The sequence below is a fragment of the Legionella busanensis genome (genome assembly GCF_900461525.1).
Lineage (GTDB): Bacteria > Pseudomonadota > Gammaproteobacteria > Legionellales > Legionellaceae > Legionella_C > Legionella_C busanensis.
Genome location: NZ_UGOD01000001.1, coordinates 383,878 through 405,294, shown reverse-complemented (window position 1 = coordinate 405,294; position 21,417 = coordinate 383,878). Strand labels below are relative to the sequence as shown.

Below are 21,417 nucleotides of genomic sequence, written 5' to 3'. Positions count from 1 at the left end.
ATGATTGATTTAACAATTCACAACCAGCCAGATGATGAGTCTTGCGGTCCTACAAGTCTACATGCGATTTATCGTTACTATAACTTAAATATACCCTTAGAGCAGACAGTTAAAACGGTTGAGCGCTCAATTTCAGGGGGTACATTAGCTTCCATGATAGGCAAGCATGCTCTACAGCAAGGCTTTAAGGTCACTTTATATGTTAATAATCTTAATGTTTTTGATCCTACTTGGTTCGAAAATAATGGGGATGGCTGCCCTGAGTTACTAGCAAGAAAAATTAAAACTCAAATGAAATATAAAAGAACAAAGCGTTTTTTACAGGCCAGTCGTTCCTATTTAGATTATATGGCCTTAGGCGGCGAAATACGCTTTAAAACATTAAATCTTCAGCTGTTAAAAAAATACTTTGATCAACAAATACCTATCTTAACAGGGTTAAGCGTAACCTATTTATATCGAAGCGCACGAGAAATTTACACTAAAAATGGCCAAGGACTTTATGATGATATTCGGGGCACACCTGCCGGCCATTTTGTTGTTTTATGCGGCTATGATGAGTCACAGAAATTAATAGTTGTCGCTGATCCTCATCGCGAAAACCCGCTATCACAAGATAATTACTATAAAGTAAGTATCAATCGCTTAATAAATTCAATCATGTTAGGTGTATTAACCTATGATGCCAATTTATTGATCATTCAACCTAAGGAGGTAATGGATGCAAACAATAGTAGTAACGGATGAACCTCCCAGTTGGGAATTTTTAAGCCACTTGGCACCTATTGTTCATGCAAGAGATTATTTGTCTAAAGAGGAATATACTCAAAGTAAAGCTACACGTGTGATTAACCTTTGCCAATCATATAATCATCAAAGTATAGGCTATTATGTTTCCCTTTTAGCTCATGCACGCGATCATAAAGTAATTCCGTCCGTTGATAGCATTCAGGATGTATTAAGTAATAGCTTATCTAAGTTAATCTCTCAGGAAATTGATGATGAAATAGAACATAGTTTACATGATATTAAGACAGATGAATTTGTTTTTAGTCTTTATTTTGGCCAAAATATGGCTAAAAGGCATGTCTTACTTGCTAAAAAGTTACACGGTCTTTTTCCTCTTCCTTTGCTACGTTTTACCCTGGAGAGGAAAAGACAATGGCGAATTAAACACTTACAAGCCTTATCAATAGCAGATGTACCTACTCACCACATGCAATTTTTAAAGGAGGCCGCAGAAAGTTATTTATCTAAAAAACGTTTTCATCAATGGCGCAAAAAACAACGCTATCATGATTTAGCTATTTTAATTGATCCTACTGAGCTTAATGCACCTTCTAATAAAAAAGCGTTAGAATTTTTTGCCCATACAGGTGAAGAAATGGGGCTAAATGTCGACTTTATAGAGAAAAGCGATAGTAAATCAATTGCTGAGTATGATGCTTTATTTATTCGGGCTACCACCGCAGTCAATCATTATACTTATCGTATGGCGCGTTATGCTCATCAACAAAATATGGTCGTTATTGATGATCCGCAGTCCATTGTTAAATGTAGTAATAAAGTGTATTTAGCGGAATTAATGCGTAGCCATCAAATTTTAACACCAGAAACACTTTTTTTAAGTAAATATGATAAAGATGTTCCTGAAGTTGATTTCCCTTGTGTATTAAAAAAACCAGATGGGGCTTTTTCACATGGTGTGATTAAAATTGAAGATAGTAAATCACTGCAAAAATCCTTATCACAATTTTTCAAAACCTCTGATCTCGTCTTAATTCAACCCTTTATCCCTACCGAATTTGATTGGCGTATTGGCATATTAGATAACCGCCCTATTTTTGCTTGTCGCTACTATATGGCTAAAAACCATTGGCAAATTTATAATTGGGAAGAAGCAACAAAGGAAACGCGCGAAGGTAAGATTGAATCCTTTCCTATCCATGAGGTGCCTGAAGCCATTATTAAGACTGCTTTAAAAGTAACGCGCTTAATTGGTGATGGTTTATATGGCGTTGATATGAAAAGTTATAATGGTAAACATTACGTTATTGAAGTTAATGACAATCCTAATATTGACTACGGTTGGGAAGATAAAATATTAGGTGAAGCCCTTTATCAGCAAATTATGAATGTTTTTCTTCAACGAATTCGCAGGAAGCATGGTTATGTCTAATTATTCTATTTTTTCTGTCATTGGTATTGAAATTGAATATATGTTAGTTGACAAAACCTCACTCAATATTCAGCCGAGAAGTGATTTTATTTTGCAAGAACTTGCTGGTGAAATAGTTAATGAAGTCAGCTTAGGTGAAATTGCAGTTAGCAATGAATTGGTTTTACATGTCCTTGAATTAAAAAATAATGGTCCTCGCCCTCTATCTGAACCTCTGGAAGCTTATTTTCAGAAGACAGTTGAGAAGCTAAGTAAACTTTTAGATAAATACAATCTCCAGTTGCTGCCTACGGGCGCCCATCCATGGATGAATCCTTTTAAAGAAACTAAACGCTGGCCACATGATAAAAAAGAACTTTATCAACAATTCGATACTATCTTTAATTGCGAAGGCCATGGCTGGTCAAATTTACAAAGTATGCATCTTAACTTACCTTTTGCTAATGATGCTGAGTTTAATCAGCTACATAATGCAATTCGTATATTATTACCTTTATTACCTGCCTTAGCAGCAAGCTCACCTTTCCTTGAAGGCGGTATAACTAATATTTTAGATACGCGACTCGATTTCTATGGTAAAAATCAACTTAAAATTCCCGCTATAAGTGGCCATATTATTCCAGAATTTATAAGTTCAGAAGCAGAGTACCAACGACAAGTTTTACAACCTATGTATAAAGCTATCCGCCCTTTTGATCCTGAAGGAATTCTTCAGCATGAGTGGCTAAACTCCAGGGCAGCAATTCCCAAATTTAATTGTAAAGCGATTGAAATTCGTATTTTAGATACGCAAGAATGTGTCAAAGCGGATATTGCTATTGCAAAGGCCGTTTTTTATATTCTTAAAAACTGGATTCAAAACTCAAATTATTTTTTAGAAAACCCCTATCCTACCCAACAATTACGGGCGCTATTTGACCAAACTATAGTGCATGGATTGGCCGTACCGATCACTGATCCAGAATTAATAAAACAATGGCAGTTAAAAAATCCTGTTAAAAATTGCAATGAAGCATGGTCACGACTTATTGAACAAATTAGTCATCATCTAGATGATACAAGTCAACGTGTTTTAGAATATATTTTAAGTCAAGGGAATTTGAGTGAGCGTTTATTAAAGGCTAGCGGACCAAACATTGATAAAACTATTTTATCAAGTATCTATCGCCAACTTAGTCATTGTTTATTAACAAATCAACAATTTAATCCAACGTGAAACAAATAAAAGTTATTTTAAGCTGCGAACACGCAGTCAATACAGTACCGTCAGCGTTTGAGCATTATTTTAGAGATTATCAATTATTATTAGATACCCATAGAGGCCTTGATATTGGCGCTTTCGCTATCGCTAAGCACTTAAGCCATGTATTTAATTACCCCTTAATCTCTGCTACCGTGAGTCGCTTATTGATTGATTGTAATCGTAGCCTTAAACATAAAACCTGTTTTTCTGAAATATCACAACAATTTTCTACCGAAGAAAAAGAATATTTAATAAAAAATTATTACCTACCTTTTCGCCAATCAGCTGAAGAGCGCATTCAAGACGCTATCGTTAAAGGATATCAAGTCTGGCATTTATCTATTCACAGTTTTACACCAAGTTTAAATGGTGTAAATAGAACGACTGATATTGGATTTCTTTATGATCCTAAACGACCTACTGAGCAAAAGCTTGCTCGACTATGGCAACAAATACTAAAACAGAATCATCAACATTTGCGAGTACGGCTAAATTACCCATATCGAGGTAATAGTGATGGCTTTACTACAAGCCTCAGAAAAAAATATGCAGCAGAAGATTATTTAGGCGTTGAGTTAGAATGTAAACAAAGCTTAACTGAAAAACCACATTCATTGGCAGCGCTTAATACAAATTTAGTTGAGTCTTTAACGTTGCTACTTAAGCAATTAGAGATTCTCGATATTCGTATATAAATTAATGATTAGAAGTCTATTACAATATTATTTCTTTAAACCCATTGCCCGTAGAAGTGCTCTAGTTAGCTCACGAAAAGTCTGCCGCACAATTTGTCGAAATAAACTGCTTTTACCAAGCGTCGTGATGATTGACGGCGGTTCTTTTTCTTGCTTGTTTTTATTCATTTTACTGGGTTCTGAATTTCGCTTACTAGCTAACACTTCTGCTGCTGATTTTTCATTTTTAGTCTCCTTATAATAAGCTAATAATTCAGATTTAATGATAATGGAGTCAGCTTCCTGATTGGTTAAAGAACCCATACGTGATGCAGGCGGGCGCATCATACAATGTACAACAGGTGTTGGCTGGCCCCGATCATCAAGCGCTGTTACTAATGCCTCACCTATGCCAAGGGAAGTTAATAAATTTTCTATATTGTAATAATCTGAGGGTGGAAAATTTTGTGCGACTAATTTTATCGCTTGTCTATCTTTTGCTGTAAATGCCCGTAAAGAATGTTGAATTTTTAAACCGAGTTGACTTAGTATACTGGCAGGAATATCACTAGGTGTTTGGGTGCAAAAGATAATACCCACTCCTTTGGAACGGATTAACTTGACGGTAGTTTCTAGCAGCTGTAATAAGGTTTGATTAGCTTGGTTAAAAATTAAATGCGCCTCATCAATAAATAAAACTAACTTAGGCTTCGGTGGATCGCCAATTTCAGGTAGTTTTTGATAAACGTCTGTTAAGAGCTTAATCATAAATGTGGAGAATAGCTTAGGATTCTCCTGCATAGTCATTAAACGCAAAATAGAAATAATGCCTTCCCCTTGCGCGTTAATGCGCAGTAAATCGTTTATTTTAAAAGCCGGCTTAGAAAAAAATTCCTGAATACCTTGCGCCTCCAAATCAATAATTTTACGTAAAATAATATTAATCGATGTACTAGCAACATTACCAAATTGGGCTTTAAAGTCAGCTTTCCCTTCTTCCGTTTGAATAAAATTTAAAATAGCTTTGAAATCATTTAAAGTAATAAACGGTAAATTATTTACTTTTGCATATTCAAAAATAACAGTAATAATACTAGCTTGGGTTTCATTAAGCGCTAAAAGTCGTGCGAATAAAAGTGCGCCGAAATCCATTAGTGTCGTACGTAATTGAATGCCTAAAAGTTTCTCACTCAAAGTAAATAACTCAACAGGATAAGCTTTTGGTACAAAGGGTATATTTAACAACTGACTACGACTTTTTAAAAACTCACTTGTAACAGCAGGCATAGCCAATCCTGATACATCTCCTTTAATATCCATAACAAGTGAAGGGATCCCTGCTTGTGATAATTGCTCGCACAATACTTGCATGGTTTTTGTTTTACCTGTGCCTGTCGCACCTGCAATTAGTCCATGACGATTAAAATTTTTAACAAGAAGATTGACTGAGGCATTAGGCAAAATTTTATTATCAATTAAAATATTACCTAAGCTAAAAGAAAAAACGGGATGAGCTTGATAAGGCGCTGCTAGTTCAGATATGGATGGCTTATTCATTTATTATTTTAAGCAATATATTTCAAACTATAATATACTTTTTCTCTGGCAAAAGAAGGAATTTATACATTAAAAGTAAAGTTATTCCTGTTGCCTCTAATTTACCTAAGTTAAACCAAAGTAGATACTCGTCAGCAATATTTTTAACTCATTTTCATACCTAACATACAACCTTGTGCAAACAATTAAACAAAATAGGTTATTTATATAATAGAATATAAACTTTAAGGGATTATTGACAATCAGGACATAGGCCATAAATATTTAAAGCATGATCTGTCATCTTAAATTGAGCTTTCTCAGCAATTAATTGTTGCCTTTGCTCAATAACCTCATCAATAAACTCTTCAACCTTACCACATTTAACACAAACAAGATGATCATGATGTTCACCTTGAGATAATTCAAAAACTGAATAACCGCCCTCAAAATTATGACGCGAAACTAAACCAGCTGCTTCAAATTGAGTTAAAACCCGATACACAGTTGCTAAGCCTACATCTTCTCCCATATCTAAGAGCTTTTTATAAACAGCTTCAGCGCTTAGATGATGATCGGTAGATTGCTCTAAAATCTGTAATACTTTCAATCTCGGTATAGTAATTTTTAAACCGGCGTCTTTCAATTGCTGACTTTCTTCCACAAAAACTCCTAAAACAGTAATGATGCCTAAAGCTGGTGTTATTTCTAAAGATAGCATGATATTATGGCGAAATTTTTAATTGTGGGCAAAAAAATGAGATTTACACCACGTATCTTACTGATTGCTTTAGTATTAACATTAACACAATGTATGTCTTATGACTTTGCCAGACGTGTCGTTCAACAAGGTAACTTATTACCTCAAGATAAAATTGCACGCTTACACGTTGGCATGAGTAAAGAAGATGTAGCTATTTTAATGGGTACCAGCCTTTTAAGCCCTACTTTTAATAATGATCGTTGGGACTATGCTTACACTTGGCAACGTGGTAATAGTATAAGAGAGATTCGTAATATTGTATTGTATTTTAGGCACGATAGGTTAACTCGAATTGACCATATGCCTTAAATAGTAATATTACTATTAAATTTTCTTAGCGCGTAAGCGCCGTTTCTCTTTAGGATCATTAATTAATGGGCGATAAATTTCAATTCGATCGCCTGTTTTTAAAGCTGTTGTGCGATCTACACGTTTTGAAAAAATACCAATAGCTAATTCTTGTACGTCTGGAAAAAGAGTAACTATTCCAGACTCATTAAGTGCATCTTCTACAGTTGCCCCTTCAGGTAACGTACAATGTAAATGAGTAATTACTTGCTCATAGTCAATATAAATGACTTCAACTTCGACCATAAATAAACTCAGCGCGTTCACAAAAGGCATCAACCATTTTATCAGTGACCTGCTCAAATACAGATCCTAATAGAAACGCAAACATTCTACCTGCAAATTCAAATTCTAAATCAAAACCAATTTGACAACCCCCTCCTGGTACTTCATCAAAGCGCCAAAAACCTTCCAGATGTTTAAACGGACCGTCAACTAAACGAATTTCAATCATCTTATTGAGCTGTTGGAGGTTTCTAGTCGTAAATGATTTACTTATACCAGCTGCAGTAATAACTAAGGTTGCTTGAATTTCATCCTCATCCCGATAATTCACGTTACTTGCAGAACAATAAGGAAGAAATTCATGATAACGCTCAACATCATTAACTAAGTTAAACATTTGCTCACACGAAAAAGGTACAACCCGCAATTTTTTAACACTTGTCATAACCAGTTAAGCTCCCTTAAATTGCGTCGATAACCAACTGGCAATATCAGTAATTTCTGTCGGACAAATGGCATGCTCCATAGGATACTGTCGCCAAGTAATATTATTAAACTCATTCGCTATCAACCAGTCTTTCGTATGCTTTGACCAATCAGGTAAGACAATTGGATCATATAGCCCCGACGCTAAAAAAATGGGGGTATTTTTAGCTAAGATAGGTTTAGATTCAAGTGCAAGCGGCAAATAAGCAGATAAAGCAATAACGCCTGCTAAGGGAAAATCACAATGAAGAGCACTGTATAAGGCCATTGCCCCACCTTGGGAAAAGCCAGCAAGGACAATTTGCGAAGGCTCATAACCAACACTTATCTGTTGCTCAATCACTTCTTTAATATAATTAAAAGAATGTAAAATGCCTGCTCTATCTTCTCTATCAGTTAAATTTAAGCCAACAATATCATACCAAGCACGCATAGGCATGCCAGCATTTAACGTAACAGGTCGAATAGGGGCATCTAAACAAAGATGTTCTAAAGCTAATTCAACAATAGGATATTCAGCGGCTAAACCTGCCATATCAGAACCATCGGCACCAAGGCCATGCATCCAAATTACACAGCCTTGAGAGCGTTTAATATCTTCAGAATTAAAATTACTCACTTAAACTCCACATTAAATTATTAAACATATCTTAATTATGTTTTAAATATGAATCCAATTTATGACGTAGTTTAAGCTATCTGAGTGATTAAATCATCTGCATAGTATTATTACTTACTGCTGCATATAGGTTCTATAGAAGATAGGTTAATTAATAATTATTCAAAATATCTTTAAAACACAATCACTTAGTCTTTTTGGATTAAATAAAATCAAACTGCACCTTTTTTTAACAATAGAAATCATTTATAATTAGATATTATTGTAATTGATCAATTTAATAAAGTTGGTACAGGAATTATTAAATGCTATCACAAGCTGCTGAAAATTTTAAAAATCTTTGCATTGAACGTATACCGGCTTTAGAAACTTTTACGTGGCGTGATGAGGCATTAAGTGATAAACAATGGGAAAATCTTTATCAGGAATATCAAAAAGCGCCCGTGAGGCCTGGGCAAGAGCAAAGAAAGGTAACTTCTCAATTTATAATTTATTTATTAAGTTGCGAATTCAAAGCGGATTCTACAGAGGTTACTGCTGCTTTACAGAAGAAGAATCCAGCTAGAGAAGCGAAAAAAAGGCAACGTGGCCAAGAGGAAAAGGCACCAGCCCCACTACGCTCTGAAAAAAAGATAAAAAAAGAAATAGTCGCTTCTAATCAAAAAATTGTGGCTACGATAGAAGGAGCCACCGACGCTAAGTTAATTCAAGAGTTAGAAAAACGTGGAATTCAGGTCACGCAGTATACTGGTGAAGCTTCTCCTTTTAAGGGTTATCGTAGCGTAGAAACAATGTATACACCTCAGGGAACTAATAAGCTGCGTAAAATCGGTGAAGTAAAAGTAGAAAGTAAAACAAGAAAAGTTAGCAGAGTAAAGTTTTTTGGAAAAGAGACGCCCATCAAAAATGATCATCAAAAAGGTAGAGTTATCATCCCAAATGTCAAGAAAAAAGAGCTTCGTGAAGACAAACCACAACTAGTTTCTAACCGGCTGGAACCTTCAGAATTTGAAATAACCTTAGAAACTATTAAAAAGGCAAAAGGCAATAAGCGCCGAATTGGCCAAAAGCAACTAACAGGAGCATCTTGCCGTGAAGTGTTTGAAGCACATGGAGTAGAAACTGTGGTGCTGGTAAAAGGGAGTAAATACCATTGGGGACATTTAAGAGGCCTCTGTCTTGGTGGACAACATACAGCAGCTCATTTAATGCCAATCACCGCTGCCGCAAATTACAACACTCTAAATTTAGTTGAGAAACCCATTATTGAGAAATTAACTAAAAAAAGAGAAAATTCAAATTGTATCCAGAGTATTACGGTAAAAGTTACACCCATTTATAGTGAAGACTCTGAATCTCTTATTCCTGAAGTTTTAAACTTTGAACTTGATTGGGAAGAAAAGATCAGTGACACAGAAACAAACTATAAGACAAAAACAATTATCATTAATCCTTGCTCTTATCGACCAGCAACCAGTAAAGAATGTGACGCACTCACCAGCGAAGATATAGAGAATTTTTTAATTAGTCCTGAAACTATTGGGGCTGAAGGAGTTGATGAAGACTATTTAGAAAGTTCGTCTCCATCTCCCAAAAGATAATCAAACTCAAATTAATAACCCTTATAAAATCCAATAGCGATTTATTACTCCTTTTCTTATAATCACTACCAAATTACTTATTCTTTATTATCATGAAATTTATCACAGTATTATTTATTTTACTCACCACCATTAATCTTTCTGCTTGTGGCCAAAAGGGACCTTTATACCTTCCCCCTCCTCCTAATCAACAAAAACCTGTATCCTAGTCATTTTGATTGAAAATATTATGCCTCTTCACTTTACTAAAATGCATGGCTTAGGTAATGATTTTATTGTTATTGATGCTGTAAGACAAAAAATTGATTTAAGCCAATTAAACATACCTAGCTTAGCCAATCGTCATACGGGCATTGGTTTTGATCAGTGCTTAATAGTTGAAGCCAGCCAAGATGATAACATTGATTTCTTCTATCGAATCTTTAATGCCGATGGACAGGAAGTTGGCCAATGTGGCAATGGCGCTCGTTGTTTAGCACGCTTTGTAAAATATTATGGGTTAACAGCAAAAACCCAAATTCGCATTGCTACCAAAACAACGAATATGTCTTTACAAATAAACCCTGATAATACTGTAACAGTTGATGTCGGCCAGCCTATTTTTGAACCCAACCGTATTCCATTGAAAATTTTAAAGCAGATGCCTCTTTATTCGCTACCCTTAAAAAATGGCAAAAGTCATCAGGTACATGCTTTAAGCGTAGGAAATCCACATGCTATTACAGTTGTTGATGATTTAATTCATACGCCAGTTATAGAGTTAGGTAAAGAAATTAGTGAGCATCCCCTTTTTCCAGAACAAACAAACGCCGGGTTTATGAAAATTATAAATGAACATCAAATTGCGTTGCGTGTTTATGAAAGAGGTTGTGGTGAAACGCAAGCTTGTGGCAGTGGCGCACTTGCAGCAGCCATAGCAGCCCAATTATTTCACCATTTAAAAAGTCCAATTGACGTTGTTCTTCTAGGAGGAAAGCTACGTGTCGACTGGTCAGGCTTATCAACCTCTGCTTTTTTAACAGGGCCCGCAACCTTTGTTTACGAGGGAAGATTATGCGAATTGTAATTCTTGGAGCCGGCCAAGTGGGCGGCACTCTAGCACGTAATCTTGCTCGGGAAGAAAACGATATTACCCTAATTGATCTAGATGAAAGTAAACTACGTGATTTAGGTCATCGTTTAGATATTCAAACAGTGCATGGTTCTGGCTCTCATCCAAGTGTTCTCATAGAAGCAGGCATAGAACAAGCAGATATGCTAATTGCTGTAACCAATAGTGATGAAATTAATATGATAGGCTGTCAAATAGCCTATAGTTTATTTCGCACGCCCATGAAAATAGCGCGTATTCGCTCCCAGCATTATTATAATTATCCTGAGCTTTTCCATAAAGATCATGTACCAGTTGATGTATGTATTAGTCCTGAGAAATTGATTACCGAGCATATTCAGAATCTTATTGACTACCCAGGCGCTACTCAAGTTTTTGAGTTTGGAGAGGGTTTATTATTAATGGTAACGATTAAGCTTGCCGCAGACAGTGCGATGGTAGATCAAAAGCTTTCCACCCTGCAGCAAAAGCTTACTCACATTGATTTTCGTATTATCACCATTTTTCGTAACAATACTGCTATTGATCATAGTTTGGACACAAAATTACAAATAGATGATTTAATTTTATTTATTGCGCCGCCTCAAGCTATTCAACATATCATGATTGTTTTAGGATGCTATGCGCCTCCTAATCGACGTATCATCATAGCAGGCGGTGGTCATATAGGTTCGCAGCTTGCGCAAACATTAGAGTCAAGTTACCGTATTAAGGTTATTGATCATAATATCGATCGTACAATGGATTTAGCTTCGCAATTAAATAGAGGAACAGTTTTACAAGGTGATATTGCTGACTGTGATTTACTAATTAACGAAAATATCGAATTTACTGATGTTTTTTGTGCAGTGACTGATGATGATGAAGCCAATATTATGTCTTGCTTACAAGCTAAGCGTTTGGGTGTGCGGCAATCCATGGCACTTGTAAATCGTCATGCTTATGTAGAATTAATTAAAGACAGTGCTATTGATCAAGCCATTTCACCGCAGCTCATTACAATAGGCTGTATATTAGCAAAATTACGTGGTGGTCATATGGTTAAGGTACATAGACTACAAAACGGGGAAGCTGAAGCAATCGAACTGATTACCCATGGTGATCATTATACATCACATGTGGTAGGCCGAAGATTAGATGAAATTGAGGTACCACCAAGCTGTATTATTGCAGCCATTATTCGTGATAACAAGCCTATTTTAGCATCCCCTGAATTAATAGTTGAGTCAAATGATCACATCATTTTACTTTTACTTAAAAGACGATATATACGTCAATTGGAAACGTTATTTCAGGTGACATTAACCTTTATGAATTAATTAATTAACTTTTTTATTAAAAATAAGTCACTATAATGTAGCAGCCACAATTAATATTTTACTGTATCAAATTTTATCATGCAGATTAAAACCATCTTGCGTTTACTAGGTTTGCTTTTAATGATGTTTAGCATCAGTATGCTAACGCCTTTAGTATTTAATTTTATTTTCCATGAGCATTTCTGGTTTCCCTTTATTGCAGCCTTTACTTGCACGTTTAGTATCGGAGCCTTTTTTGCTTTGTTATTTAGACATGAGAATCATGAATTAAAAATACGTGATGGCTTTTTAATTGTCGTATTATTTTGGTTTGTATTATGCTTTTTTGCCTCACTTCCTTTTGTCATTGCGCTTAATGGGCATCATATTACAGATGCCGTTTTTGAATCTGTATCAGGCTTTACAACCACAGGCGCCAGTATTATTACGCATTTAGATGGCTTACCCAATGCACTTTTATTTTATAGACAACAATTACAATTTTTAGGAGGAATGGGAATTGTGGTTTTGGCCGTAGCGATTTTACCTATGCTAGGTGTTGGCGGTATGCAACTTTATAAAGCCGAAACACCAGGTCCCCTTAAAGACAGTAAACTTACGCCCCGCATTGCCCAAACGGCTAAAGCTTTATGGTCCATTTATGTACTGTTAACTTTGCTTTGTATGTTATGTTATTGGGCAGCAGGTATGGATTGGTTTGATGCCTTAGGTGAGAGTTTTGCTACGGTCTCTACAGGCGGCTTTTCTATGCATGATGCTAGTTTTGCTTACTACCATAATGAAGGTATTGAGTTAGTTGCCTGCTTTTTTATGTTATTAGGAGGTACTAATTTTGCGCTCCACTTCACCGCTTTTAGAAAAAGAACCCTCTCTCATTATTGGCAAGATGAAGAATTTCGTTCTTATCTAGCTTTTTTGCTAATAGCAACCTTAATTGTCACCTTTAGTTTAGTGTTGTATGGTTTTTTTAATGCAAGTCACCATACCCTAATTAAAAGCTTATTTAATATTATCTCACTTGCGACCACAACAGGCTTTCTGTCCCAACCTTTTGGTTATTGGCCAACCTTTGTACCTTTACTCATTATATTACTTGCCTTAGTTGGGGGATGTGCTGCTTCTACAAGTGGCGGCATTAAAGTTATTCGTGCTTTACTGTTATTTAAACAAAGTAAGCGGGAAATGGCTCGATTAATCCATCCCAACGCCGTTTTTAATATTAAGTTTGGTAAGCATGCCTTATCAGAATCTGTTTTACAGTCCATGTGGAGTTTTATTTCTGTCTTTATCGCCTTATTTTGGACTTTAGTACTCCTTCTAATGGCTTTCAATAATGACTTTATAACGGCTTTTTCGGCTGTTATCGCAAGCTTAGCCAATGCTGGAGCAGGCATCGGTACAATTAGCTCTAATTTTGCTGCTTTAAATTTACCAAGCAAATGGGTGCTCATTTTTGCTATGATAGCGGGACGATTGGAAATATTTTCCTTGCTTATTCTTTTTTCGCGTCATTTTTGGGAAAAATAATTATTCTAGTTATTACAAATTTTGAAAATGCCGCATTTACTCTAGGTTTCTATATAATTTGTCATTAAATCCTTGTAGGATTACTTAACTTTTTTTGCGTATAAAATAGACAATTTGAACAAATATCGCTTGAATTTACAACTTCATGTAGACAAAAAATAATCAAAATGATATAAAAGCAACTTTGTTGTTTCAAATAAATTAAATTTGTTTAATTATTATTTATTTGTTTGGACTATTAAGTACTAACTATCAAGTTTAACAGAGTTTTCTGGAGTTAAATGAATGCCAACCCAACAAGCCCATCAAAATTTACTGTCTGATCTAAAAAAAATAACAACAACCAAATCATTTGATCGTTTTTTTAAATATGTAAGTAAGAAGAACTACACTAAAGCTTTATTAATTCTTTGCCAGAAGTGTAAAAATGATGACAACACTCGCCTGCAATTAATTGCAACACTTTTAAATTATAAAGATAGGATTCAAATACATCTTAATAAAAAAGACAAGTTGGGTAAAAGTCCAATCTTTTACGCTGTAGAAAATCCCAGTATTGGTTTATTTAATCTGTTAAAAGATGCTGGAGTAGATGTTAATCAACAGTTAGCTGGAAATTATACCTTACTTGATGCTCATCGTTACAATATTAAACAAAAAATACTAAGTAATCTTGAATTAACTTACAAGCAGCAACGCGATCGAATTGACAAATTATTTAATGACCTACCTTCAAAAGAGAGCTTTCAAAGAGATCGAGATAATGCTCAATATGACTTACAAAGGCTAGAGTTTATTCTACAAACTATTAATCATATTTCACATTATTATGATCTAGCTGCAGGTAAACGAATTCTTGTAACCTTTAATGCAGATGAATTCGAAATAAAAGTTATTTCAGATGTGACCTTGGAGCAAGCAAGAAACAATTTAGAGCGAATTTCGATAACTATCCGTAATTTATCAGGTGAATTCCGTGAACGGTATAAAAAGCTTTTTGGCCCTGCCCCCTTCACTTGGCATACCTTTGAACAGCTAGGTGGTTTAGTACGAATTAAAAATAACGAGCGCTATATTTTATTACCTATGCAGTTACAGTTAAGCAATCTGCAGCAAAGCTTTCCTGATGTTTTTTTAAGACTTTATGATGAATGTCGAGATTTAGAAGAAGTTGTTGAAGATGCTGTTCCTTCTATAGTTAGTATGGATCTGCCAATTCTACATGATTTTTTCGAACTGATTTTAAATAGCCAAAACCGATTACAAGATATACCTATACCACCTATATCTTTAATTGCAATTAAAGCTTTCACGAGCCATATCGGAGATACTCTAACGCTTTATAATTTACTTAATTTGTTTAATTATTCTGAGCATGAAGAATCTAAGTTATATGAAAAAAATCAGTTAACTTACGAGCAAACTTTTCTAATTAATCCCTTATCAGAAAATAATAAGTCCTATCAACAGCGCTTTGATTTATCTAAGAAATCTGGCCAACATGCAGCCCTACGCCGTTTACAAGCTATAGGCGAACTGTGTACGGGTAAAAAACTTTCTAGGGAAATTACCGATTTAGACGATACTATCGATTGGGGAGCGTTTGTTACAGTAAGAGATGGTCTCTGTCATCCCGATGAGCGAGATAACAAATATAAAATTGATTTATTACTGTCTGATATATCACGTTTAGAAAGAATTGTTGGTGATGAATTTAGTGAGTTTTGGAAAAAAATCCCACAGCTTCTTAAAATGCGTGAAAGTCAAATTGGTAAGTATGAGCATGACTCCCAAAAGAGATGGTTGCAAATTCTACAACGTTATACAAGTAAAATAAGTTCTCACGCAAATGATGAGCCAGAAGAGGCACAAGCAGTAACGCGGCGTGTGTCAGAAGTGGACGAGAAACTATTTATAGATGCGCTTATTGAGAAAATGGCGCCAAAAGAAATTATTGATGAATGCCGTAATATTTTTGCGGGCATAGCACCCATTCCCAATAAAAAAATACAAGGAGAAATCTTTCGTTATCTACCGCCGCGTTCAGACAATAAAGAGCGCTATAAAAAGCTTACAGCTATCTTTCCTAAAACCGATGCAGTTCAGACAACAGAAAAAGAAAGAAACCTCAAACGCCAAGCATTAGAAGCAGAAGCAAAAAAGCGGGAATTAGAAAAGGAAAGTCGATTTATATTTTTCCCTACCCTAAGAGAGTTAGCTAAATTATTTAAGCAAGATCCTATAACAGAGCACCTGTTAAATCCACTTAAACGTATCTCCTTAGCCATTGAGGCACTAGAAAATATTGAAGAATTTCTATTAGAAGAAGGCTATTTAATTAAAGGGCATCCCTATCAAACACTTAAAGATTGGGATCGTTATCATACTTTGAAGGGACGTAAGCAACTTGCTCACCAACTAGAGCTCAATCGCCAGCTTAATGATGCCATTGAATATAACGCGGGGCACCTCTTACAGCATTTAGATAGAATTAAACATTTTTCAGAGGCTCAATTTTGCAGCTATTTAAATGAAGATTATGAGGCTATTCGTACCTTACGTAATTATATTGAACATGGTGATCCATTACGTGATACAGTTGGCTATGATGTTATTTGCTATGAAAAAGGCGAATTGCGTCAACAAACTATTTTAAAAACAGTTATCGAGTTAATTTTTAATTTAAAGCCTCCTCTGCATATTATTAGAGAATCAATGATCCAGAAAGAATTAAACATTCAACCAGCAGTATCAAATCCCAAAGATGCTGAAGATGATGTGAGACCTTTTAAAGATCAAGGTGAGACTAATACCGTCGCTATCTATTCAGGCAATAATAACACTTATGCGCCGCAATTTTTTAATAAGGCAGTTGCAGATGTTCAAATTAATAATGGGCCTAATGCCAATATAGCAAGATCTAGACCTCAAAGCCCCCAAAGGAAATCCTAAAAAAACTGTTGATCAAAAGATACAAACTAGTAGTTCAATCTACTAAAGCTGCTTACATGGACGTATTAAATAAAATTACGTATCTTTTAACTTCCAGCGCTTATGTAACCACATCCATTGCGCTGGATGCTCTAAAATAATGCGTTCTAACGCTTGATTATATCGTAGAGTATTATGGTAGATTGCTTCTTGAGTATTAGCGTATTCTTGCCACAAAATTGGCTCATGAAATTCAAGTACGTGTCGCCCATTAGGTAAACGATAACCGGCTGCTGGAACTACAGGAACGCCAGTATGACGAGCAAAGCTTGCTAAACTGCGATAAGTTCCTGCTTTCTTGCCAAAAAATTCTACTGCAATTCCATCTCTGTTTTTTAAAGATGCGTGCTGATCTAAAACAAAAATGACGGCGTGATTTTGATCTAAAGCGTCGCATACTTGTTGCAAAGAGTTTTTCTTTGGAATAACATTTAAGCCTGCTTTATAATAACGACGAAAGAGGATACGCTCTATTGTTTTATTACCTAATGTACGTCTTATAAAATGAAATTGTCCTTGGAATTGCTTAAAATTTAAAATACCCCCAAGTGGTGCAAACTCCCAATTACCAAAATGTCCTGTTAATACAAGAACACCGCGCCCTTTAGCAACAATATCTAACATACGCTCATGACCACGTACTTCCACACGTTCCTTAAGCGTCTTCTCTCGCATAAACCGCAATAAAATTGTTTCTTTAATAGAAATAGCCAGATGAGAGTAAAAAGCTTTGGTTAAATGTTTTTTTTGAGACTCGTTTAATTGATCGCCAAATACCTGATTAATATTATTAAGGATTACAGAACGCCGATAAGGCAGAAATTTATAAATTAGACGCCCTATTAAAGTAACGGGTAACTTAGAAATTTTTTCAGCCCAGTTATCCATGCGCTTTAATAACCAAACAAGCATTCATACTTGCAAAACCGCGATTTATCATAACAGCAATTGGGCTTTGCTCTTGTAATAAACGATGCTCTTTACTTATATTTAAACTGCTACAATTTGCTGCCAGCTCAGAAAAATTAGCGATGCCTGGTATGCAACGATTTTTTAGTGAATAAGTTGTTAAAACAGCATCAATTAAGCCTGAAGCACATAACGTATGTCCCATGGCCCATTTAAAAGCGGTAACCGGCACTTCGTATTTATCAAACACAGATTTAATCGCTTGCGCTTCAGTATCATCTGATTTTGTATTGCCATTACCATGCGCAACAATCAAATCAATCTCTGCTGGGGCAAGGTTTAAAGATTCTAACGTTTTAACAAGTAAATCAGCTAAGGGACTACCGTCATTAGTTAAAGAAAACAAACCAGCGCCCTCTGTTGCAGCCATACCACCTAATACTTCAGCATAACAAAATGCATCACGCGCCTGTACACTTGCTTGGCTTTCCAAAACAATAGCAGCAGCGCCTTCAGCAAGCAGTGTACCATCATGCTCTTTATCAAAAGGTTTTAAATGCTTTTTACTAATAACACCTAACTTGTCATAATAAAATAGCGCTTGTGGTTCAACACCCATATCATATGCAACAACAATAGCTCGTTCAGCTTGTCCACTTTTAATAGCATGAAACGCTTCAAGGATAGCTTGGGTTCCACCGACAGCATGATTTGTTATATTGTGATTAGGGCCTTTAAAATTATAAGTAATACCTGTATAAGCTAGAACATTATTAGGTAAAATACGCAGTAACCACATAGGGTGTACTTCATCAAATAAATGTTTGGCAAACTCAGACATATTGCCATTCGTTTTAGCTAAAAGCGGTAAGAAATCATATTGTTGAAAATATTTATTACCAGGTGAGCCAACATAAATCGCTGTATTTTCGTTAAAAATATCTTGGTTTGGTAAATTTTCTCTATATGTTAAGAATTGACTATCTTCAACTGCCTTAATTGCTGCATGAATTCCCATCACATCCTGACGTGAAATAACTTTAATTAACTTTCGATCAGGTAACATGCGAGCGGGATTAAAATTTTTTAATTCACCGCCTATTGAGCTAGGCCAAGAAGAAATATCCCAGTAATTAATTTGGTCTAATCCACTCTGTCCTGCTAAAACAGCATCCCATGTTGATTCAGCCGTATCACCGCAAGCAGTTAAAGCACTTAAACCTGTAATAAAAACACGATTGTTACATTCATTGCTCATTTAAGTCATCCTCTCAATTCAGGGTGCTTAAACAGCAAACAGCTATTTGAGCCGCCAAACCCAAATGAATTAGATAGTACAACACCTAACGATTTCTCGCGAGGTCCATCAGTGACATAATCTAAATCACATTCAGGATCAGGTGTTGTTAAATTGCAAGTGGGCAGAATTTGTTGATGTTTTATAGATAAGACCGATAAAACTGCTTCTAAAGCCCCGGCGGCAGCGATCAAATGGCCAGTTTGACTTTTAGTCGAACTTACAGGTAATCCATAGGCATGTTCACCAAACACAGCTTTAATAGCATTTGTTTCACTTAAGTCATTCATTTTAGTAGAGGTACCATGGGCATTAATATAGTCAACTTCGGCTGCATCTACTCCTGCATCATATAAGGCCCGCTCTATTGCTTGAATAGCGCCATCACCATTGGGATGCGAATCAGTAATACGATAAGAGCTAAGCGAATTACCTTCACCAGCCAACTCAGCATATATTTTTGCACCACGTGCTTTTGCTTTTCCCCATTCCTCTAAAATTAAGAAAGCAGCGCCCTCTCCTAACACAAAACCATTACGCGTCTTATCAAAAGGCCGACTTGCTGAAGCCGGTGTAGTATTATAAGTAGATAAAGCGCCTAATAGACAGAAGCTAGACAGGCCTAGTGGATTAATCATAGAATCAAAACCGCCAGCTAATATAAAATCCGCTTCGCCACGTTGGATTACCTGCATTGCTAACCCTAAAGCCTGCCCACCCGAGGCACAGGCCGTATGCACAGAGCCTGCATAACCACGAATATTAAATTGCTGAATAAGTAGCGATAATCCTGAATTTGATGTTGTCTTACCAAAATCTGTTAATTGATAAAATTCATCTGCCTGTTGTTGTAATAATTTCCAATCAACGTCACCATCTAAAGCACACGTCTGTTGAAATCGATGTAAATAATTAAATTCCGCTGTCATCATGCCACTACCAGTGACAACACCCCAACGTTCAGCATCAGCCATGTTAGGTTTAATACCTGCATCAAGAAAGGCTTGCTCTGCTGCCTCGAGTGCAAAATGCGTGAAATGCATGGCAAAACGATTATGTTTACTTTTCTGATAAGTAGGTTGAAAAGGCTTTACCTCAGCGGCAATATAAGTAGGAAAAGCTGATGCGTCAAATTGCTGTATGGGCGCAATACCTGATTGACCTGCTAATAAATTTTGCCATGTAGAATCGATATTATGCCCCAAAGGTGAAACAACACCTAAACCAGTTACTGCAACCCTTCGTTTATTCATTTAAATACCCTTTGCAGTCATAACGACATCTAAAATACATACTCTTTTACTATTAACTTCACTACGAAATCTCAAGATCAACTGCTGTTCATTCTGCTGTACAAAAGACACATAACAATACAATACATCGCCTGGATAAACAAACTCACTCATTTTAATCTTACGTAATTCTGCAACCTGATAACGATCAATTAAGGCTGCTTTTTGTAAAAATAAATGCGCTAAATGTAACTTACATTCTAATAATATTGTCATCGGTAAAACAGGTTTATTAGGGAAATGATCTGGAAAATAAGGAGCACTACGGCTAATCCGTTTGACAGCTGTCATTGACTCGCCTGGTTTATATTCAATGATTTTATCAAAAGATATTTTAAAAGGATTTAACGCTCCTAAATGAGCAATAGCATCTCCATCTATTGCAAATAATTCTTGATAGCGCGACCACTCACCCGGACGATAAATTTCATTAAACTGGCAACGAATCTCTTCCTGACTAATAAAATTTTCCATAGGTAATAAAGGCCCTAAAGCGCCATCCACTGTAAAGACTACTTCATTACCAATACGTGCAACACTATGATATTGGACAGCCTGCTCATCTAAGGAATCAATTGTTGATTCTAATAAAAGCGTCTCACCAATATAAGCCTGTCGGTACAAATGCGCCGAAGCAACAATGCCTGCTACAGGGCGCTTAGTGAAATTATTAGTATACATAACATTCCACGCCGCAAGCTGCCCTAAAGTTTCACCGATTAAAGAAGAGGCAAAATAATATTGCCCCTCTTCATTCTTATGAATGTAACTATCATCAGGTGTAATATGTTTAATACCCCGAATTAATGCGCCTGGAATGAGCTCTAGAATTTGATCAACAAATAAAAAGCGCATCAGGCAACAGTTTCGCAAGACTTATTAGTATTTACAGCATTAATGACGAGTTTACAAAACGTTTCAACTGTAAAAAGCATTGGAATTTCATTTACTTTTAAATTCGGTTTAAAGTATGCTTCTGGAACTTCGGTTAAATAATCCTTTAATGCTTGCATCCCCTCTTCAGTTAACACACCACCTTTTTCAAACTCATCTTCAGCAAGTGCACCACGCGCATTTTTTTCTAATTGCCCGCGGGGAATTTTAATACCAAATTCTTTTTCTAATTGAAAAACTAAATCCAGGAAGTCAATTGATTCAGCACCTAAATCGGTAATAAGTCTACTGTCCAATTTTATTTCATCTTCATCAATAACCAGAACATCAGCGATAATTTCCCTTACCTTTGGGTAAACGCTTTCTACATTCATTTTATATCCTCGAATTCTGCTAAATTGTA

General features: G+C 35.8%; 21 protein-coding genes. 11 read left to right on the top strand and 10 right to left on the bottom strand.

From position 1 onward, the window contains the following. From DYH30_RS01930 to DYH30_RS01915, 4 genes are read left to right on the top strand one after another with little or no spacing between them, the layout of a single operon-like run. Positions 1 to 747 carry a C39 family peptidase gene (locus tag DYH30_RS01930; RefSeq protein WP_115330018.1) on the top strand — a complete coding sequence of 249 codons (747 nt, stop codon included), beginning with the start codon at positions 1 to 3 and terminating at the stop codon, positions 745 to 747. Further along, a complete protein-coding gene (locus tag DYH30_RS01925; RefSeq protein ID WP_115330016.1) occupies positions 722 to 2,179 on the top strand; it encodes a RimK family protein in 1,458 nt (485 codons plus the stop codon). The genes DYH30_RS01930 and DYH30_RS01925 overlap by 26 nt, the downstream gene beginning before the upstream one ends. Further along, positions 2,172 to 3,395, top strand: coding sequence for a glutamate-cysteine ligase family protein (locus DYH30_RS01920; RefSeq protein WP_165482183.1), 1,224 nt, complete (start codon positions 2,172 to 2,174; stop codon positions 3,393 to 3,395). Before DYH30_RS01925 ends, DYH30_RS01920 begins: the two co-directional genes overlap by 8 nt. Then, entirely contained in the window at positions 3,392 to 4,117 is a 726-nt protein-coding gene (locus tag DYH30_RS01915) for an N-formylglutamate amidohydrolase (RefSeq protein ID WP_115330011.1), read from the top strand. The genes DYH30_RS01920 and DYH30_RS01915 overlap by 4 nt, the downstream gene beginning before the upstream one ends. Before the next feature lie 27 nt (positions 4,118 to 4,144). Here the strand turns inward: DYH30_RS01915 and DYH30_RS01910 are convergent, their stop codons facing one another. Both DYH30_RS01910 and fur read right to left on the bottom strand, forming a co-directional pair. After that, positions 4,145 to 5,653 carry a helicase HerA-like domain-containing protein gene (locus DYH30_RS01910; RefSeq protein ID WP_115330009.1) on the bottom strand — a complete coding sequence of 503 codons (1,509 nt, stop codon included), beginning with the start codon at positions 5,651 to 5,653 and terminating at the stop codon, positions 4,145 to 4,147. Between the two features lie 232 nt (positions 5,654 to 5,885). Next, entirely contained in the window at positions 5,886 to 6,296 is a 411-nt protein-coding gene (fur, locus tag DYH30_RS01905; RefSeq protein ID WP_115330008.1) for a ferric iron uptake transcriptional regulator, read from the bottom strand. Positions 6,297 to 6,359: 63 nt separating this feature from the next. Here fur and DYH30_RS01900 point away from each other — a divergent pair, with 63 nt between their 5' ends. Continuing rightward, positions 6,360 to 6,704 (top strand): outer membrane protein assembly factor BamE, encoded by a 345-nt coding sequence (locus DYH30_RS01900; protein ID WP_115330006.1) that lies wholly within the window; start codon positions 6,360 to 6,362, stop codon positions 6,702 to 6,704. A gap of 15 nt (positions 6,705 to 6,719) precedes the next feature. Here DYH30_RS01900 and DYH30_RS01895 read toward each other — a convergent pair whose 3' ends face one another. The 3 genes from DYH30_RS01895 to DYH30_RS01885 are packed head-to-tail and all read right to left on the bottom strand — an operon-like array spanning position 6,720 to position 8,073. After that, positions 6,720 to 6,989 carry an RnfH family protein gene (locus DYH30_RS01895; RefSeq protein WP_115330004.1) on the bottom strand — a complete coding sequence of 90 codons (270 nt, stop codon included), beginning with the start codon at positions 6,987 to 6,989 and terminating at the stop codon, positions 6,720 to 6,722. Then, positions 6,976 to 7,413, bottom strand: a complete 438-nt coding sequence (locus tag DYH30_RS01890; RefSeq protein WP_115330001.1) for a type II toxin-antitoxin system RatA family toxin — start codon at positions 7,411 to 7,413, stop codon at positions 6,976 to 6,978. The genes DYH30_RS01895 and DYH30_RS01890 overlap by 14 nt, the downstream gene beginning before the upstream one ends. A 6-nt stretch (positions 7,414 to 7,419) precedes the next feature. Further along, the gene (locus DYH30_RS01885) at positions 7,420 to 8,073 is read right to left on the bottom strand and encodes an alpha/beta hydrolase (RefSeq protein ID WP_115329999.1); all 654 of its coding nucleotides are present in this window, start codon (positions 8,071 to 8,073) and stop codon (positions 7,420 to 7,422) included. A gap of 305 nt (positions 8,074 to 8,378) precedes the next feature. Between DYH30_RS01885 and DYH30_RS01880 the strand changes: the two genes are divergently transcribed. From DYH30_RS01880 to DYH30_RS01855, 6 genes are all read left to right on the top strand, one after another. Beyond that, on the top strand, positions 8,379 to 9,674 hold the full coding sequence (locus tag DYH30_RS01880) for a DNA/RNA non-specific endonuclease (RefSeq protein ID WP_115329997.1): 1,296 nt from the start codon (positions 8,379 to 8,381) through the stop codon (positions 9,672 to 9,674). 92 nt (positions 9,675 to 9,766) lie between these two features. Then, on the top strand, positions 9,767 to 9,883 hold the full coding sequence (lptM, locus tag DYH30_RS01875) for an LPS translocon maturation chaperone LptM (RefSeq protein WP_165482185.1): 117 nt from the start codon (positions 9,767 to 9,769) through the stop codon (positions 9,881 to 9,883). Between the two features lie 20 nt (positions 9,884 to 9,903). Beyond that, complete coding sequence (gene dapF, locus DYH30_RS01870; RefSeq protein WP_115329993.1) at positions 9,904 to 10,740, top strand: diaminopimelate epimerase; 837 nt, start codon at positions 9,904 to 9,906, stop codon at positions 10,738 to 10,740. Further along, positions 10,728 to 12,104 carry a Trk system potassium transporter TrkA gene (gene trkA / locus DYH30_RS01865; RefSeq protein WP_115329991.1) on the top strand — a complete coding sequence of 459 codons (1,377 nt, stop codon included), beginning with the start codon at positions 10,728 to 10,730 and terminating at the stop codon, positions 12,102 to 12,104. The genes dapF and trkA overlap by 13 nt, the downstream gene beginning before the upstream one ends. A 120-nt stretch (positions 12,105 to 12,224) precedes the next feature. Next, entirely contained in the window at positions 12,225 to 13,631 is a 1,407-nt protein-coding gene (locus tag DYH30_RS01860; RefSeq protein ID WP_242604774.1) for a TrkH family potassium uptake protein, read from the top strand. A 285-nt stretch (positions 13,632 to 13,916) separates the two neighbouring features. After that, positions 13,917 to 16,583, top strand: coding sequence for an ankyrin repeat domain-containing protein (locus DYH30_RS01855; RefSeq protein ID WP_115329987.1), 2,667 nt, complete (start codon positions 13,917 to 13,919; stop codon positions 16,581 to 16,583). A gap of 75 nt (positions 16,584 to 16,658) precedes the next feature. Here the strand turns inward: DYH30_RS01855 and DYH30_RS01850 are convergent, their stop codons facing one another. From DYH30_RS01850 to DYH30_RS01830, 5 genes are read right to left on the bottom strand one after another with little or no spacing between them, the layout of a single operon-like run. After that, complete coding sequence (locus DYH30_RS01850; protein ID WP_423202845.1) at positions 16,659 to 17,534, bottom strand: lysophospholipid acyltransferase family protein; 876 nt, start codon at positions 17,532 to 17,534, stop codon at positions 16,659 to 16,661. Then, complete coding sequence (locus tag DYH30_RS01845) at positions 17,503 to 18,789, bottom strand: beta-ketoacyl-[acyl-carrier-protein] synthase family protein (RefSeq protein ID WP_115329985.1); 1,287 nt, start codon at positions 18,787 to 18,789, stop codon at positions 17,503 to 17,505. Before DYH30_RS01845 ends, DYH30_RS01850 begins: the two co-directional genes overlap by 32 nt. Before the next feature lie 5 nt (positions 18,790 to 18,794). Then, the gene (locus tag DYH30_RS01840) at positions 18,795 to 20,081 is read right to left on the bottom strand and encodes a beta-ketoacyl-[acyl-carrier-protein] synthase family protein (RefSeq protein ID WP_115329983.1); all 1,287 of its coding nucleotides are present in this window, start codon (positions 20,079 to 20,081) and stop codon (positions 18,795 to 18,797) included. Further along, on the bottom strand, positions 20,082 to 20,975 hold the full coding sequence (locus DYH30_RS01835) for an ApeI family dehydratase (RefSeq protein WP_115329981.1): 894 nt from the start codon (positions 20,973 to 20,975) through the stop codon (positions 20,082 to 20,084). After that, on the bottom strand, positions 20,975 to 21,388 hold the full coding sequence (locus DYH30_RS01830; RefSeq protein ID WP_115329979.1) for an acyl carrier protein: 414 nt from the start codon (positions 21,386 to 21,388) through the stop codon (positions 20,975 to 20,977). Before DYH30_RS01830 ends, DYH30_RS01835 begins: the two co-directional genes overlap by 1 nt. Positions 21,389 to 21,417: the final 29 nt, after the last annotated feature.

Bases quoted from the DNA above. Each gene is read 5' to 3' on its own strand.
- DYH30_RS01920 (WP_165482183.1), top strand. From the start codon at position 2,172: ATGTCTAATTATTCTATTTTTTCTGTCATTGGTATTGAAATTGAATAT.
- DYH30_RS01840 (WP_115329983.1), bottom strand. From the start codon at position 20,081: ATGAATAAACGAAGGGTTGCAGTAACTGGTTTAGGTGTTGTTTCACCT.
- DYH30_RS01895 (WP_115330004.1), bottom strand. From the start codon at position 6,989: ATGGTCGAAGTTGAAGTCATTTATATTGACTATGAGCAAGTAATTACT.
- DYH30_RS01900 (WP_115330006.1), top strand. From the start codon at position 6,360: ATGGCGAAATTTTTAATTGTGGGCAAAAAAATGAGATTTACACCACGT.
- DYH30_RS01910 (WP_115330009.1), bottom strand. From the start codon at position 5,653: ATGAATAAGCCATCCATATCTGAACTAGCAGCGCCTTATCAAGCTCAT.
- trkA (WP_115329991.1), top strand. From the start codon at position 10,728: ATGCGAATTGTAATTCTTGGAGCCGGCCAAGTGGGCGGCACTCTAGCA.
- dapF (WP_115329993.1), top strand. From the start codon at position 9,904: ATGCCTCTTCACTTTACTAAAATGCATGGCTTAGGTAATGATTTTATT.
- DYH30_RS01855 (WP_115329987.1), top strand. From the start codon at position 13,917: ATGCCAACCCAACAAGCCCATCAAAATTTACTGTCTGATCTAAAAAAA.
- DYH30_RS01860 (WP_242604774.1), top strand. From the start codon at position 12,225: ATGATGTTTAGCATCAGTATGCTAACGCCTTTAGTATTTAATTTTATT.
- DYH30_RS01835 (WP_115329981.1), bottom strand. From the start codon at position 20,975: ATGCGCTTTTTATTTGTTGATCAAATTCTAGAGCTCATTCCAGGCGCA.
- DYH30_RS01925 (WP_115330016.1), top strand. From the start codon at position 722: ATGCAAACAATAGTAGTAACGGATGAACCTCCCAGTTGGGAATTTTTA.
- DYH30_RS01880 (WP_115329997.1), top strand. From the start codon at position 8,379: ATGCTATCACAAGCTGCTGAAAATTTTAAAAATCTTTGCATTGAACGT.
- DYH30_RS01830 (WP_115329979.1), bottom strand. From the start codon at position 21,388: ATGAATGTAGAAAGCGTTTACCCAAAGGTAAGGGAAATTATCGCTGAT.
- DYH30_RS01850 (WP_423202845.1), bottom strand. From the start codon at position 17,534: ATGCTTGTTTGGTTATTAAAGCGCATGGATAACTGGGCTGAAAAAATT.
- DYH30_RS01930 (WP_115330018.1), top strand. From the start codon at position 1: ATGATTGATTTAACAATTCACAACCAGCCAGATGATGAGTCTTGCGGT.
- DYH30_RS01890 (WP_115330001.1), bottom strand. From the start codon at position 7,413: ATGACAAGTGTTAAAAAATTGCGGGTTGTACCTTTTTCGTGTGAGCAA.
- DYH30_RS01845 (WP_115329985.1), bottom strand. From the start codon at position 18,789: ATGAGCAATGAATGTAACAATCGTGTTTTTATTACAGGTTTAAGTGCT.
- lptM (WP_165482185.1), top strand. From the start codon at position 9,767: ATGAAATTTATCACAGTATTATTTATTTTACTCACCACCATTAATCTT.